At 72.1% G+C, this 14,719-nt stretch carries 15 protein-coding genes and 1 riboswitch; of the genes, 8 read left to right on the top strand and 7 right to left on the bottom strand.

Features of this window, described 5'->3' with window-relative positions:
• Window position 1 precedes the first annotated feature (1 nt).
• The 4 genes from hpnH to DJ476_RS34780 all read left to right on the top strand — a co-directional run bounded on the left by hpnH (window position 2) and on the right by DJ476_RS34780 (window position 3,380).
• A complete protein-coding gene (gene hpnH, locus DJ476_RS02755; RefSeq protein ID WP_103417235.1) occupies window positions 2–1,021 on the top strand; it encodes an adenosyl-hopene transferase HpnH in 1,020 nt (339 codons plus the stop codon).
• Window positions 1,018–2,415: an aspartate aminotransferase family protein gene (locus tag DJ476_RS02750; RefSeq protein WP_112489732.1), complete on the top strand. Its 1,398-nt coding sequence runs from the start codon at window positions 1,018–1,020 to the stop codon at window positions 2,413–2,415. The genes hpnH and DJ476_RS02750 overlap by 4 nt, the downstream gene beginning before the upstream one ends.
• Window positions 2,416–2,481: 66 nt before the next feature.
• A complete protein-coding gene (locus DJ476_RS02745; protein WP_053558364.1) occupies window positions 2,482–3,090 on the top strand; it encodes a helix-turn-helix domain-containing protein in 609 nt (202 codons plus the stop codon).
• A 113-nt stretch (window positions 3,091–3,203) separates the two neighbouring features.
• Window positions 3,204–3,380 (top strand): DUF6126 family protein, encoded by a 177-nt coding sequence (locus DJ476_RS34780; protein ID WP_019761586.1) that lies wholly within the window; start codon window positions 3,204–3,206, stop codon window positions 3,378–3,380.
• Window positions 3,381–3,384: 4 nt separating this feature from the next.
• Here the strand turns inward: DJ476_RS34780 and DJ476_RS02740 are convergent, their stop codons facing one another.
• Window positions 3,385–4,197: a tyrosine-protein phosphatase gene (locus DJ476_RS02740; RefSeq protein WP_112489731.1), complete on the bottom strand. Its 813-nt coding sequence runs from the start codon at window positions 4,195–4,197 to the stop codon at window positions 3,385–3,387.
• A 411-nt stretch (window positions 4,198–4,608) separates the two neighbouring features.
• Window positions 4,609–4,769: riboswitch (cyclic di-AMP (ydaO/yuaA leader) on the top strand.
• Window positions 4,770–4,772: 3 nt separating this feature from the next.
• Here DJ476_RS02740 and DJ476_RS02735 point away from each other — a divergent pair.
• Both DJ476_RS02735 and DJ476_RS02730 read left to right on the top strand, forming a co-directional pair.
• Window positions 4,773–5,774 carry a LysM peptidoglycan-binding domain-containing M23 family metallopeptidase gene (locus DJ476_RS02735; protein ID WP_112489730.1) on the top strand — a complete coding sequence of 334 codons (1,002 nt, stop codon included), beginning with the start codon at window positions 4,773–4,775 and terminating at the stop codon, window positions 5,772–5,774.
• A 171-nt stretch (window positions 5,775–5,945) separates the two neighbouring features.
• A complete protein-coding gene (locus DJ476_RS02730) occupies window positions 5,946–6,773 on the top strand; it encodes an SGNH/GDSL hydrolase family protein (protein WP_103417239.1) in 828 nt (275 codons plus the stop codon).
• Window positions 6,774–6,791: 18 nt separating this feature from the next.
• On the opposite strand, the gene DJ476_RS02725 is transcribed toward DJ476_RS02730, so the two are convergent.
• The 6 genes from DJ476_RS02725 to DJ476_RS02700 are packed head-to-tail and all read right to left on the bottom strand — an operon-like array spanning window position 6,792 to window position 13,051.
• Window positions 6,792–7,709 carry an STM4011 family radical SAM protein gene (locus tag DJ476_RS02725; protein ID WP_112489729.1) on the bottom strand — a complete coding sequence of 306 codons (918 nt, stop codon included), beginning with the start codon at window positions 7,707–7,709 and terminating at the stop codon, window positions 6,792–6,794.
• 7 nt (window positions 7,710–7,716) lie between these two features.
• Entirely contained in the window at window positions 7,717–9,108 is a 1,392-nt protein-coding gene (locus DJ476_RS02720) for an STM4012 family radical SAM protein (RefSeq protein WP_112489728.1), read from the bottom strand.
• Window positions 9,108–9,917: an STM4013/SEN3800 family hydrolase gene (locus DJ476_RS02715; RefSeq protein ID WP_112492414.1), complete on the bottom strand. Its 810-nt coding sequence runs from the start codon at window positions 9,915–9,917 to the stop codon at window positions 9,108–9,110. Before DJ476_RS02715 ends, DJ476_RS02720 begins: the two co-directional genes overlap by 1 nt.
• Window positions 9,918–9,933: 16 nt before the next feature.
• Window positions 9,934–11,151 carry an STM4014 family protein gene (locus tag DJ476_RS02710; protein WP_404827452.1) on the bottom strand — a complete coding sequence of 406 codons (1,218 nt, stop codon included), beginning with the start codon at window positions 11,149–11,151 and terminating at the stop codon, window positions 9,934–9,936.
• Window positions 11,132–12,088, bottom strand: coding sequence for an STM4015 family protein (locus tag DJ476_RS02705; RefSeq protein ID WP_112489727.1), 957 nt, complete (start codon window positions 12,086–12,088; stop codon window positions 11,132–11,134). The genes DJ476_RS02710 and DJ476_RS02705 overlap by 20 nt, the downstream gene beginning before the upstream one ends.
• A 3-nt stretch (window positions 12,089–12,091) precedes the next feature.
• Window positions 12,092–13,051 carry an STM4015 family protein gene (locus DJ476_RS02700; protein ID WP_112489726.1) on the bottom strand — a complete coding sequence of 320 codons (960 nt, stop codon included), beginning with the start codon at window positions 13,049–13,051 and terminating at the stop codon, window positions 12,092–12,094.
• A 198-nt stretch (window positions 13,052–13,249) separates the two neighbouring features.
• On the opposite strand from DJ476_RS02700, the gene DJ476_RS02695 reads away from it, so the two are divergent.
• Together DJ476_RS02695 and DJ476_RS02690 are read left to right on the top strand one after the other, a co-directional pair.
• Window positions 13,250–13,576 (top strand): hypothetical protein, encoded by a 327-nt coding sequence (locus DJ476_RS02695; RefSeq protein ID WP_103417245.1) that lies wholly within the window; start codon window positions 13,250–13,252, stop codon window positions 13,574–13,576.
• Between the two features lie 136 nt (window positions 13,577–13,712).
• Window positions 13,713–14,714 (top strand): DUF6745 domain-containing protein, encoded by a 1,002-nt coding sequence (locus DJ476_RS02690; protein ID WP_112489725.1) that lies wholly within the window; start codon window positions 13,713–13,715, stop codon window positions 14,712–14,714.
• Window positions 14,715–14,719: the final 5 nt, after the last annotated feature.

Here is a 14,719-nt window from a genome sequence, read left to right as displayed (position 1 = left end):
GATGGCCATGCCGCTCCGTCAGTCCATCAAGGTCGCGACGTATCTGTTCGAACAGAAGCTCCGCAAGCGTGAGAAGTTCCCGCTCATCGTCGAACTGGAGCCGTTGTTCGCCTGCAACCTCGCCTGCGAGGGGTGCGGGAAGATCCAGCACCCGGCCGGTGTCCTGAAGCAGCGCATGCCGGTCGCCCAGGCCGTGGGCGCGGTGCTCGAATCCGGTGCCCCCATGGTCTCCATCGCCGGGGGCGAGCCGCTGATGCACCCGCAGATCGACGAGATCGTGCGCCAGCTCGTCGCGCGGAAGAAATACGTCTTCCTCTGCACCAACGCGATGCTCATGCGGAAGAAGCTCGACAAGTTCACCCCCTCGCCCTACTTCGCCTTCGCCGTGCACATCGACGGACTGCGGGAGCGGCACGACGAGTCGGTCGCCAAGGAGGGCGTCTTCGACGAGGCGGTGGAGGCGATGAAGGAGGCCAAGCGGCGCGGCTTCCGGGTCACCACCAACTCCACCTTCTTCAACACCGACACCCCGCAGACCATCATCGAGGTCCTCAACTACCTCAACGACGACCTGCAGGTTGACGAGATGATGATCTCGCCCGCCTACGCCTACGAGAAGGCGCCCGACCAGGAGCACTTCCTCGGCGTCGACCAGACCCGCGAACTCTTCAAGAAGGCCTTCGCCGGCGGCAACCGGGCCCGCTGGCGGCTCAACCACTCGCCGCTCTTCCTGGACTTCCTGGAGGGCAAGGCGGACTTCCCGTGCACCGCCTGGGCCATCCCCAACTACTCGCTCTTCGGCTGGCAGCGCCCCTGCTACCTGATGAGTGACGGCTACGTACCGACGTACCGTCAGCTCATCGAGGAGACCGACTGGGACAAGTACGGCCGGGGCAAGGACCCGCGCTGCGCCAACTGCATGGCCCACTGCGGCTACGAACCCACCGCCGTCCTCGCGACCATGGGGTCGCTCAAGGAGTCGCTGCGCGCGGCCCGGGAGAGCGTCGGCGGCAACCGGTGACGGACGGCGGGCCGAAGGGCTTCGACCTCGGGCGGCTGCTGGCGGAGCGCGGGGGCGAGCGGTACGAGCTGCACGCGCGCCATCTCAACCACCAACTGCCGCGCATGCTGCACACCATCGGCTTCGACAAGGTCTACGAGCGGGCCGAGGGCGCGTACTTCTGGGACGCCGAGGGCCGGGACTATCTGGACATGCTGGCCGGGTTCGGCGTCATGGGGCTCGGCCGGCACCACCCGGTCGTCCGCCGGGCCCTGCACGACGTGCTCGACGCCCAGCTCGCCGACCTCACCCGCTTCGACTGCCAGCCCCTGCCCGGGCTGCTCGCGGAGAAGCTGCTCGGCCACAGCCCGCACCTGGACCGGGTCTTCTTCGGGAACAGCGGTACGGAAGCGGTCGAGACCGCGCTGAAGTTCGCCCGGTACGCCACCGGGAAGCCCCGGGTCCTCTACTGCGACCACGCCTTCCACGGGCTGACCACCGGCTCCCTCTCGGTCAACGGCGAGCGCGGCTTCCGGGACGGCTTCGCCCCGCTGCTGCCCGACACCCCGATCGCCCTGGGCGACCTGGACGGGCTGCGCCGGGAGCTGAAGCGCGGGGACGTGGCCGCCCTGGTCGTCGAGCCCATCCAGGGCAAGGGCGTGCACGCCGCGTCGCCGGGCTTCCTGTACGAGGCGCAGGAGCTGCTCCACCGGCACAAGGCGCTCCTGATCGCCGACGAGGTGCAGACGGGTCTCGGGCGGACCGGTGACTTCTACGCCTACCAGCACGAGGAGGGGGTGGAGCCCGATCTCGTCTGCGTGGCCAAGGCGCTCTCCGGCGGCTATGTCCCGGTCGGCGCCACGCTCGGCAAGGAGTGGATCTTCCGCAAGGTCTACTCCTCGATGGACCGGGTCCTCGTCCACTCCGCGAGCTTCGGCTCCAACGCCCAGGCCATGGCGGCGGGGCTCGCGGTGCTCACGGTGATGGAGGACGAGGAGATCGTCGCGGGCGCCCGGCGCACCGGGGACCTGCTGCGTGAGCGGCTGGCGGCGCTGGTGGACCGCTACGAGCTGCTGCACGAGGTGCGGGGGCGCGGGCTGATGATCGGCATCGAGTTCGGCCGCCCGTCCTCGCTGAAGCTCCGCAGCCGCTGGACCATGCTCCAGGCGGCCCGGAAGGGACTCTTCGCCCAGATGGTCGTGGTGCCGCTGCTCCAGAAGCACCGCATCCTCACCCAGGTCTCCGGCGACCACTTGGAAGTGATCAAGCTGATCCCGCCGCTGATCATCGGGGAGCCGGAGGTGGACCGCTTCGTGACGGCGTTCACCGAGGTCATGGACGACGCCCACAGCGGGGGCGGGCTGATGTGGGACTTCGGCCGGACCCTGGTCAAGCAGGCCGTGGCCAACCGCTGAGACCGGTGGATTTGCCTCCCGGGCAATTTATTTGCCCGGGAGGAAAGTTCCTGGCCCAATGGAACCATGAACCCTCCGGACGAGGGGGCGGCCGACGAGCTTCCCGGCGTCGCCCCCCGACTGCGCGAACTGCGCCGCGGGCGCGGCCTCACCCTGGAGACCGCAGCCCAGCGGGCCGGACTCTCCCCGGCCCACCTCTCCCGGCTGGAGACCGGCCGCCGCCAGCCCTCGCTGCCGATGCTGCTGGGCCTGGCCCGCATCTACGGTACGACGGTCTCCGAGCTGCTCGGCGAGAAGCCCCCCGAGCGCGACGCGATCATCCGGGGCGGCGCCTTCGAGGGCGCCGAGGCCGACGGCTGGATGTACCGCCGGGCCGGCAGCCCCGGCCGCGCCATGCAGGCGCTGCGGGTCCGTGTCCCGTACGGCGCCCAGGGCGATCTGGTCCGGGTGCACCCCGGTGAGGAGTGGCTGTACGTCGTCGGCGGACGACTGCGGGTCGCACTGGGGGAGACGGTGCACGACCTGGACCCGGGCGACAGCGCCCACTTCGACTCGCTCACCCCCCACCGGATCGCGGCCCTGGACCGCGGCGGGGCGGAGCTGCTCTTCGTCCACTCCCTGCTCCAGAGCCCCGCGGCCGAGCTGTGCCTCGGCAACGCCCTCCACGCGCGCTGACCACGTGCACCTCCGGGGCCCCGCGTACCACCGGGGTCCCCGCGCTCCTCCGGACCTCCGTACCTCCGGACCCTTCGTACCCACCGGCCGCGAGGCCGGCAGAGAGGACCGTCATGTCCGATTCCGAACACTACGACCCGCTGAGTCCCCGGCGGCCGAGGGCCACGAAGGACGCGCAGGAGCGCCGGATGCCGCGCGGTCTGGTGATCCGCCTCATCGCCTACCTGGTGGTCGGCCACGTGATCGCGGCCTTCCTCTACCTGCTCTTCATGGTGGCGGGCGCGGAGTAGCCGCTCAGCCCTGGTCGAGCAGGCGCTCGCGCAGCCGCTCCCGGGTGGCGGGGGAGATGTTCAGCCCCTCCGACAGATAGCGGTCCGTCGAGCCCCAGGTCTCGTCGATGGCCGTGAACGCCGCCGCGAGGTAGGAGGACTGGGCCCCGAAGAGCGGGTTGAGCAGCTCCATCACCTCGGGGGACATCCCGGTCTCGGACATGTCCGTGCGCTTCACCTTGTACCGGCGGTGCGGGTCGTTGGACTTGAGGTAGTCCGCCTCGATCGCCTCGCGCTCGACGCCGACCGCGAGCAGCGAGACCGCGATCGACAGCCCCGCCCGGTCCTTGCCCGCCGCGCAGTGCATCAGGGCCGGAACACTGTCCTCCGCCAGCGCGTGCAGGACGCGGCTGTGCTCGGCGGTGCGGTCCACGATGGTCGCGCGGTACATGTGGAGCATCCGCTCGGTGCCCTTGCCGTTGGCCAGGATCGAGCGCAGCTGCTCGATGTTCCCGTCGCGCACCAGCCGCCAGAACTCGGCTCCGTCGGCCGGGTCCGAGAGCGGAATGCTGACATTACGGACACCGGTCAACTCGATGTCGTATCCGTCGAGCCGGTGGTCGGCGGAGTTCCGGAAGTCGAAGACGGTGTGCAGCCCGAGCCCGGAGAGGAAGGCCGCGTCCTCGGCCGTGGCGTGCGCCAGGTGGCCGCTGCGGTAGAGCCGGCCGAAGGCGGTGCGCCGCCCGTCCGTGGTGGGGAGCCCGCCCACGTCGCGGAAGTTGCGGACTCCGGTCAGTGCGGTCTCGGTCGGCGGGACCTGCGGCACCTGCTGCGTCACGGTGGCTCCTGAAGTCTCTGGCGTCGGCGCGGCTCTCCGGCGAGGGCGCTCCTGTGACGATACGACATCGATTCGGCCGAAAATCAGGGGCCGGATGACGGGATGTCAGGAGTGGCGCCGACGGCATGTCCGTATTGGTGCATTTCATAGAACATGCCCCGCTAATGGGGGAGATGGGATTCCGCAGGTGAGCGGGATCATATCCGTGACGGACCGTGGCGACGGAGCCCGGTCGTTTTCCCGGGATCCGTACGGAAAGCCAAGATCCGTAATCCACGGAGTGTGACGGGAAATCCGGAACGGAATTGAATCGATGATTCCGGCAGGCAACCGACGGCTTGTTCCCGTCGTCCTGACTCGTTTACGGTCACCGTCAATCCGGACGGACCGCCTAATCCTGCCGCCGCCCGGAATTCGCACCCACCCACTCACGTGTGGCAGGAGCGGGGGAACCAGGTAAGCCGCCGGCCCGGAGCGATCCGGACCGGCTAGGGGTGAAGTCGCCATCCGGCGGCCGGGCATCTCCAGCCCGAACCCGACAGCTCACCTCGCAGGCGCCGGAGAGGAACTTCGCCATGCCCGCAAAGGGTAAGCACCGCCGTCCCAAGTCCGGCCCGATCACCCGCGGCGTCCTCGCCGCGGGCACCGGCGGCGCCGTACTCGCCCTCCCGCTGATCGGCGCCACCGGCGCCCACGCCGCGGAGAAGGCCGCCCCCGCCACCAAGCCCGCCGCTGCCACGGCCGCCGCCGCGCAGACCGCTGCCCCGCAGGCCGCGCCCGCCAAGGCGAAGACCGCCCCGAAGACGTACTCCGTCGTCTCCGGCGACTACCTCGCGAAGATCGCCGCCGAGCACCAGGTCAAGGGCGGCTGGCAGAAGCTGTACCAGGACAACCGGTCCACCGTCGGCGAGAACCCCAGCCTGATCTTCCCGGGCATGAAGCTCACCCTCGGCGCCAAGGCGACCGGCTCCGCCGCGCCTTCCGAGGCCAAGAAGTCCGCCCCGGCGCCCAAGTCCGCACCGAAGGCCGAGAAGAAGGCCGCCCCCAAGGCCGCGCCGAAGAAGGCCGAGCAGGCTCCCAAGGGCGACACCATCTCGGCCGACGAGTCGGACGCCGCGCAGAAGCAGAGCGGTGCCACCACCCAGACCGGCTCCTCGCAGTCCACCGGCTCCGGCTGGACCGCCCCGCTGGACAGCGCCCAGGTCACCACCCAGTACCGCGCCTCCGGCTCCAGCTGGTCCAGCGGCTACCACACCGGCGCCGACTTCCGCGCCGCCTCCGGCACCCCCGTCCGCGCCATCGGCCCGGGCACCGTGGTCTCGGCCGGCTGGAGCGGTTCGTACGGCAACGAGGTCGTCATCCGCCACGCGGACGGCATGTACTCCCAGTACGCCCACCAGTCCTCGCTGAACGTCTCCACCGGCCAGACCGTCACCGGCGGCCAGCAGATCGGCCTCTCCGGCTCCACCGGCAACTCCACCGGCCCGCACCTCCACTTCGAGGTCCGCACCGGCCCGAGCTACGGCTCGGACGTCGACCCGGTCGCCTACCTGCGCCAGCACGGCGTCTCCCTCTGACCCGAGGGCGGCCCGCGCGGGGCGTGAAGTGATCGAGGGCGGTGTGCTGTGGCACACCGCCCTCTACTTATTCCGGCTTTACCCAAATCTGACCGGGTGGTCTATGTCACCACCCGTCAACCCCGTATTACGGTCGCGTAGGTCACATTGAACGGTGCAGGATATGTGCTTGTGGCAGACGATTCGAGAACCCAGAAGCAGCACACCATCGGGTCGTACGCGGCGATCGGGGACAGTTTCACCGAAGGCGTCGGAGACCCCGGCCCCGACGGCACCTTTGTCGGCTGGGCGGACCGGTTCGCGGTTCTCCTCGCCGACCGGCTCCCGGCCCCCGACGCGTCGACGAACCCGGACGAGACCCGGCACGGGAATTTCCGCTACGCCAATCTCGCCGTACGCGGACGCCTCCTCGACCAGATCGTCGAGGAGCAGATCCCCCGCGCCAAGGAGCTGGCCCCCGACCTGGTCAGCTTCTGCGCGGGCGGCAACGACATCATCCGGCCCGGCACCGACCCCGACGACCTGGCCGATCGGTACGAGAAGGCCGTCGCGGAGCTGACCGAGGCCGTCGGCACCGTCATGATCACCACCGGCTTCGACACCCGGGGCGTTCCGGTGCTGCGCCATATGCGCGGCAAGATCGCCACGTACAACGTCCACCTCCGGGCCATCGCGGACCGCTACCGCTGCCCGGTGCTCGACCTGTGGTCGCTCCGCTCGGTGCAGGACCGGCGCGCCTGGGACGCCGACCGGCTCCACCTCTCGCCCGAGGGGCACACCCGGGTCGCGCTGCGCGCCGCCCAGGTCCTCGGCCACGACGTCCCGACCGACCCGGACCAGCCGTGGCCCCCGCAGGCCCAGCGCAGCACCTTCGACGAGGGGCGCGACAACATCCAGTGGGCGCGGGAGTACCTCGTGCCGTGGATCGGGCGGCGGCTGCGCGGCGAGTCGTCCGGCGACCACGTCGAGGCCAAGCGCCCGGACCTGCTGCCGCTGTAACAGCAGGTTCTGAAGGGCTCAGGGGTTCAGCAGAGGGAGCGTACGCCGCGTCGGGCCCGGGACCAGGGGTCCGTCCGGCGTCGGGCCCGCGCCCGGCCCGGCCGGTATCCGCTCCAGCACACCGCCCGCGAACACGTCGTACAGCGGCAGCGTCTCCAGGTGCACATAGCCGATGTGGCAGTCGCAGACGGCGAGCGGACAGGCCCGCGGACCGAGCGCCCGGCGGTAGCTGCCGTCGTACAGGTTGCCCAGCTCGGCCCTGACGAAGTGGCAGCGCCGCACGGTCCCCTCGCCGTCCACCGAGATCACCGACTCGCCTGTCCGGCAGGGCAGCCCGGCCGAGCGGTGCGGATGCCTGCTGTACGGGAAGAGCGGGTCCAGCTCCGTCCACCGGGCCGCCTCCTCGTCGGTGTACGTCCGTCCCTCGGCGGCGTTCACCCAGAGGTAGACCTCCGGGGGCAGCGCCGCCCGCAGCCGTTGGGCCTCTTCGAGGTGGGCCTCGAACCCCACCACGCCCACGCTGAACCGGATGCCCTGGGCCGACAGCTCACGGCACTTGCCGAGGAACCGCTCGTACGGCGTCTGCCCTGGGTGGTACGTGCACCAGAGCGCGATCCGCTCCGGATCGGCGTCCGCGAGCCAGGCGGTGCGGCCGCTCAGATTGGTCTGGATGGCGACCCGGCCTATGTGCGGGAGGTGCGACAGCTCGGTCAGCGCCCGCCGGTACCAGGACCGCACCAGACCCTCGCCCCACGGGGTGAACAGCACCGAGAGCCGGTCGCCGGTCTGCGCCGCCGCCCACGCCGTGAACCGCTCCAGCGCGTCCCGGTCGGAGGTCAACTGCGCCCGGCTGTCCCGCCGTTTGGCGAACGGGCAGTACGGACAGTCGTAGTCGCACGAGGCCAGCGGGCCCCGGTAGAGGATGGTCAGGTCCACGGTCCGCTCACTTCCGCTCGTACGCGGCCATCGCCGCCCGCACCCCGGGCGAGAACAGCGCGGGCCCCAGGGCGTCCGAGTGCGCCAGGCCCAGCGGCGAGAGCCGCAGCAGCCCCTCCGGCGCCCCCTCGTCCAGCCAGCCCCGCGCCGCGAACTCCGCCAGCTCGGCGGGGAAGTCCGCCCACGGGTCCGTACCGAAGCGGGCGCGGTAGTCGGCCACGGGAAGACCGGCCGCCTGGAGGACGGACTGGAGGAGGTGGCGCCTGCGGGCCTCTTCCTCGTCGACGTACCGCCCGACCTCGGCCCGGGAGAAGTCCTGGGTGGCGGTGAAGGAGTCGATGATGGAACGGATCTCCCGCATGTCGACCGCGTAGTCGAAGGAGTAGTGCAGGGCGGAGGTGTAGGAGCGGGCCCCGCAGCCGAGTCCGATCATGCCGTCGGTCTGGCAGGCGTAGTCCTCGGGGCCGTCCGCCGATTCGCGGGGCGCGTCCGCGCGGCGGAACATCCGCATCGACACCTGCTCGTAGCCGTGGGCCAGCAGATGGTCGCGGCCCACCGCGTAGAGCCGCAGCCGCTGCTCGTCCCAGGCGGCCTGCTCCAGGGCCTCCGCCTCCGGGCCGGTCACGCCCGCGCCGAGCCGGTGCAGACCGGTCAGCGGGCGCACGTACAGCGGGTAGAGATACAGCTCCTCCGGCCGCCACGCCAGCGCGGCGTCCAGCGAGGTGAGCCAGGTGCGCTCGGTCTGGCCGTCGATGCCGTAGATCAGGTCGATGTTCAGCACGGGTATCCGGGCGTCCCGGATCCGGCCGAGAGCACCCTCCACCTCGGCCCGGCGCTGCGGGCGGACGGCCGCCTTCGCCTCGGCGTCCACGAAGCTCTGCACCCCGATGCTGATCCGGGTCGTGCCCCGGTCGGCCAGCACCGCCAGCCGGTCGGCGGTCGCGGTGGACGGCGAGGTCTCCACCGACAGCGGCACCGCGCGTAGATCGGCGCCCATCCGCTTCTCCGCGATGTCGCAGAGCCGCTCCAGCTCGCCCGCCGTCAGGAAGGTCGGCGTTCCGCCGCCGAAGGCCGCCGCCGCGAACCGCACCGGCTCTCCGTCGCCGAGTGCGTCCCGTACGGCCACGGCCTGCCGGTCCAGGGCGTCGAGATAGCGGGTCGTCAGCTCCTCGGGCGCGCCGATCCGGGTGAAGAGGTTGCAGAAGCCGCAGCGGACCTCGCAGAACGGTATGTGGAGGTAGAGCGAGAGGGCGTCCTTCCGCTCGGCCGCCCACAGCTCGCGCAGCACGGGCCGCTCCGGCAGGGGACGGTAGGCCGTCTTGTGCGGATAGGCGTAGACGTAACTCTCGTACGGCCTGACGGCGGGGATGTCGGTCGCCTTGGCGGTGCTGGTGGTCATCAGGAGGCCCCCGGTTCCAGGAAGAAGTGGGCGTACGGCACGGTCCAGACGGCCTCGTGGCCGAGCCGGTGGCCGGTGTAGCCGTCGTCCCCGTACGTCGTGCCGTGGTCGGAGCAGACGATGGCGAAGCACCGGCGGCGGCTGCTCGCGGCGGCGAAGAGCCGGCCGATGTGCCGGTCGACGTACTCCAGGGCGGCCGCGTGCGTGGCCCGGGAGTCACCGGCCTCGCGGGTCGCGCCCGGGGTGTGGAACCAGTTCGGCTGGTGCAGGGCGGAGACATTGACGAAGAGGAAGAGCCGCTGCTCCGGTGGCAGCTCCGCGACGACCTTCTCGGCCCGGGCCACCTGCTCCTCGAACGAGGTCGGGCAGGCGACCCCGAACTCCGGCTCCCAGTGGCTCTCCTGGAACATCCCGGGCAGCACCGACCCCAGGGCGCCCTGCCGGTTGAAGAACCCGACCCCGCCGATGCACACCGTGCGGTACCCCTCGGCGGCGAGCCCCGACACCAGGTCCGGGGTGTCGTAGACGAACGTGCCGTCCGCCGTCGTCTCGCTGCCCGCGAACCGGGCCGCGAAGAGCCGAGGGTGGGGGCCGGGGGCGGCGGGCGTCGGCAGGAACCCGGCGAACATCGCCTGGTGCGAGGCGTAGGTGAAGCTGCCCGGCGCGTGCCGCTTCTCCCACACACCGCCGGGGAGGTGGGCAGCGAGGTTGGGGATGCGCCCGGCGGCGGCCAGCTCGACGGCGACATCGTGGCGCAGGGTGTCCAGGGTGACCAGCAGCAGGTCGTGACTGCCCACGACCTCGGCCATGTCGGGGCGGTGGGGGTCAGGGAGACGTGACGGCATGGTCGTTCCTCGTTCGGTCCAGTACGGCGGCGACCTGCGCCGCATAGGTGTCCAGCCCCTCGGCGCCGCTGCCGGGCAGACCGGTCAGTCCGGGCAGCAGATCACCGAAGGCGTTGACCTCACCGACGGCGAAGCGCCGCCAGCCGGCCGCGGGCAGCAGATCGACGCCCACGCACAGCGTCCCCGGGAAGCAGGCGGCGGCCCGCTCGCACATCGCCAGCGCCTCGCGCCAGCAGCCGCCCACCGCCGACACGGCGGCCCGGACCTCGTCGAGATCGCCGCGGGCGCCCCCGAGATGGAGGTTGGTCATGGGGGAGAGGCTGGTGCGGACGACGGCGTGGGTCGCCCGGCCGCCCACCACCACGATCCGCAGATCGGCGGCCCGTCCCCGCTGGGACGCCTTCGGCAGCCAGCGCTCGATGTGGAGCCCGTCCGGGGCGAGTGCGTCCACGAGGGCGCCCACCTCCCGCTCCGTGGTGTACCGGCGCACCCGCAGCGAGTTGAAGAGCCGCCCCTCGCCGTCCCGCTCCACCGAGGTGCTGGCCCGGACCCGGCCGGGGCCCGCGGTCTCGACCGCCAGCACCCCCGAGGCGGAGGAGCCGTGCGCGAGCTTCACGAACGCCCGGGGCATCCGGTGCTCCCGCATCAGCGCCCGTACGTCGGACCAGCTCCGCACCTCCGCACCGCGCGGCCCGGAGGTGGGCGAGGCGGGCACGGCCACCCCCGCCGCCTCCAGGCGGGCGTGGCAGAGCCGCTTGTCGAAGAGCGCGGCGAGGTCACCGGAGGAGGTGAGCGTCCCGGCACCGGCGGCCGAGGCGGCCCGCGCCACCTCGCCCACCGCCGTGCGGAACGCGGCGTACCACCGGGCCGACCCCTCCACCCGGGTCGGGTCGTCGACCCCGCGCAGCAGCCGCTCCACCGCCGCGTTCTCACCGGGCGAGTCGATCCGTACGGTCTCGCCCGGCTCGAACACCGCCCCGCCGCCCAGCACCTGGAGCCAGGGGACCACCCGGGCCGGGGGCAGCCCGGCGGCCCGCACGGCCTCCTCGAAGAAGGCGACCCGGCGGTTCTCCGGATTGCCGACCACGGCGAAGCGCGGGGCGGCCGCACTCCCGGGGGCGCCCGCTCCGTTGACGTCTGTCCTGGGGCCGCTTGCCCCGGGGGCGTTCGCCCTCGGGCTACTCGCTGACGGCGACATAGCGCTCCGGCTCCCCGTCGTCGTCCTCGTCCCAGTAGTCCTCCTCCGCCTCGTCGGCCTCGACCACGGCCGGGGCACAGGCCTTCCTGAGCCGGTCGAGCACCGGGCCGGTGAGGTAGTGGTGGCGCAGGTCGAGCGTGGTGAGGTGGTTCAGCGGCTGCCCGTTCAGCAGCGCCTCCCCGCCCGTGTCGCTGAGGGTGCCCATGGACAGGGCGAGAGTCTCCAGCTGGGCGACGACGGGCGCCGAGGCCACGGCCGCCGCGATCTCGTCCTGGAGTTCGCTGTTCTGCAGGCCCAGGTGGCGCAGCCGGGGGAAGGTGCCGCCCGCCAGGACCGGTCCGATGTCCTCGACCGTGGCGTCGGCTCCGTACCACGAGCTGCCGAACCAGAGGTCCAGCCGCTCCAGCGCGGGCAGTTCGCTCGCGGCGACGGCCCGCACCAGGTCACCGGGGAGCCCGCCGGACTCGAAGCGCAGCGTCCTCAGCGCCGCCTGACGGACCGGCCGCAGCGCCAGCCCCTCCTGGCCGCAGCCGCGTACGGTGAACTCCTCCAGCAGCGGAAACGCTTCGAGCACCGGCGTGACGTCGCACATCTGCAGCCAGGACACCTCGCACTCCTCGCCCACCACATCGGCGAGGAAGAGACCGCGCAGGGCCGGGAAGCGGTCGGCGTGCGTGACGAGCAGGTCCCGGACCGGGGCGAAGGGCGTGTAGTCCTCACGCCACCAGGGGCCGATGAGGAGCGCCCTGACCTGGGTGGTGTCCACGGTGTCCAGGAACTGCTGCCACAGGTCGGTGAAGTCCGTCTCCTCCCCGTAGTCGCACTCCAGCCGCCAGGCCACCGTGTCGGCGGCGGGCAGGGGGACGGAGGCCGCCGGGGTGTGGACCGGCAGACCGTGGAAGTGCCCGGGGTGGCGAATGCCGATGCAGGTCGTCATGTCTTACTCCGATACGGCGGTGTAGCGGCCCTCGACGCCGCGGTTGCCCCACGGCTCGTTCCGCTCGGACAGGTCGACGCGCACCCCGTGCGGCTCCAGCGACGCGCGGACCCGCTGCTCCATCGCCTCGGTGAGGAAGTGGTGGTGCAGGTCGAGCACCTCGAGATGGGTGAGCGGCTGCCCCTCCAGGAGCGCGGCCGCGCCCTCGTCGCCCAGCGTCCCGTTCGACAGGTCGAGCGTCCGGAGCTGCGCGACGACCGGCGCCGAGGCCACGGCCGCCGCGATCTCGTTCTGCACCTCGCTGTTGCGCAGCCCCAGGTGGTGCAGGCGCGGGAAGCGGGTGCCCGACAGCAGCGGCGCCAGGTCCGTGACCTCGGTGTCACCGCCGTACGCCGACACGCCGAGCCACAGGTCCAGCTGCTCCAGCGCGGGCAGTTCGCTGTCGATCACCCCTCGGACCACCTGCGCGGGCAGGCCGCCCGCCTGGATCGTCAGCGACCGCAACCGCTCGTGCTTGACCGGCGGGAACACCAGGTCGGTGCCGCCCCGCACCCCGAACTCGGTCAGCCCGGGGAAGGCGGTCAGCAGAGCCGTGACGTCCGACTGCTCGATCCAGGTGATCTCGGCCTGTTCCGCCTCCAGGTCCCCGACGAACACCGCCTCCAGCGAGGTCAGCCGGTCGGCGGCGGCGATCACCAGGTCGATCGGGACCGAGGAGTTCTCCTCGTACGCCTCGCCCCACTGGCCGATGATCAGGGCCTTGACCCCGGCCGGGTCGACCGCGCCCAGGAAGTCCGCGAACTCGTCCGCCCACGGCCGGTCCCGGTCGTCGTCGCCGTACGGTTCGACGGAGACGCGCCAGGCGGCGGCGTCGGCGGCGGGCCGGGAGCCCCCGGCGCCCGTGTGCTGGAAGTCGACGGCGGGGAGGCCGCCGAACTCGTGCAGATGCTGCGCACCGTACATGGCCCTGAGCTCCTGATCCTGGGGACTGCTGATGTCCGCAAGGTTTATCAAGCCGCACTGACAATGCCGCGACCGGGACCGCTGAGGACCGGCCGGCGGACCGCTCCGAGCCTGCTGCGAGGGCCCGTTGTCAGACCCTGCCCGTAGCGTTTTTCCCGTGGCCGGCACAGCGGGTGCCGCGACTGAGGGGAGACTTCTGTGTACCGGCAGGGCGATGTACTGATCATGGCGGTGGAGGAGTCGGCGGTGCCCGCCCCCTTCCTCAAGGCGTCGGGCGAACTGCGCGACGGGCGGGGGCGGCTGGTGCTCGCGCTGGGCGAGGTGACGGGGCACGCCCACGCCGTGCAGGGGCCCGGCCGGCTGATCCGGGAGGCGGGGCCGTTCGGCCCGATGCTGCTCCATCTCCCGGAGGGCGGCCGGGTGGTGCACGAGGAGCACGCCACGATCGCGCTGCCGCAGGGCTGGTTCCGGGTGGTGCGCCAGCGGGAGTACGCGCCGGGCGCGATCCGCATCGTCGCGGACTGACGCCCGTACGGACGACACCGGCGACGGACCGGGCACGACGACCGGGCGCGACCGCCGCACACGAACAGAGTACGACAAACCGAGCACGACATCCGAGTACGACGAGCACACAGCGAACTGGGGACGGGGACAACCGATGCAGCACGTGAATTCCTGGCGGGACGTGGCGGCGGCGACCGGCGCGGCGGACCGGGCGGCCGCCGAGGAGGGCGTGCGGTCCGCCTACCGCCTGGCGGGACTGGCCGAGCCCGAGCGGATCGTCTGGGCCGAGTCGCCCCGGGCGGCCGTCGAGGCCGTGGAGAAGCTCACCGACGCCGGACGGTCGGTGCGCGAGGAGGTCCGCACCCGGCCGTGGGCCGAGGAGCGCCGCCGGATGTACGACGAGCTGGGTCCGGCGGGCTGGTCCGCCCTCTGGTCCGCGACCGGGGCCCAGCTCTGGGAGACCACGGCCGCGCTCGCCGAGCGGATACGGGCCGGGGTCGTCGCCGATCTGGCGCCCCGGCCCACGGAGGAGGGCGCCGTGCGGCTGGTGCTGCTCGACGCGGTGCTCGGCCAGCACGACGCCGCCTGGCTCGCGGCCTTCGACGGGCGCGGCGACCGGCTGACCGGTCTGGCCGAGGTCGCCCGGAACGCCGGCTGGTGGTGGCCCTACGAGCGGGCCGTGGTGATCAGCGAGCGGCCGGAGGTCCTGCACCGCGACGAGGCGGGGAGGCTCGACCACGGGGAAGGACCGGCCCTCGCCTACCGGGACGGGTTCGCCCTGTACGCCTGGCGGGGGATGCCGGTGCCCGCCGCGTTCCTGGCGGAGCTGGCCTCGCTCACCCCGCAGCGCATCCGCGAGGAGGAGAACGCGGAGCTGCGCCGCGTGATGCTGGAGTACTACGGCTACGACCGCTATCTCACGGAGTCCGGCGCCGAGCCCGTCCACCGCGACGAGACGGGCATCCTCTGGCGCATCGCCCTCGACGGGGACGAGGACGTGGTGATGGTCGAGATGGTCAACTCCACCCCGGAGCCGGACGGCACCCACCGTACGTACTGGCTGCGGGTGCCGCCCGGGACGCGGACCGCCAAGGACGGGGTCGCCTGGACGTTCGGGCTGGAGGGCGCGGCCTACGCCCCGGTCCGCCAGACCTGAGGTGA

The sequence above is a fragment of the Streptomyces bacillaris genome (assembly GCF_003268675.1).
GTDB lineage: Bacteria > Actinomycetota > Actinomycetes > Streptomycetales > Streptomycetaceae > Streptomyces > Streptomyces bacillaris.
This window is presented reverse-complemented; position numbering and strand designations above follow the sequence as displayed.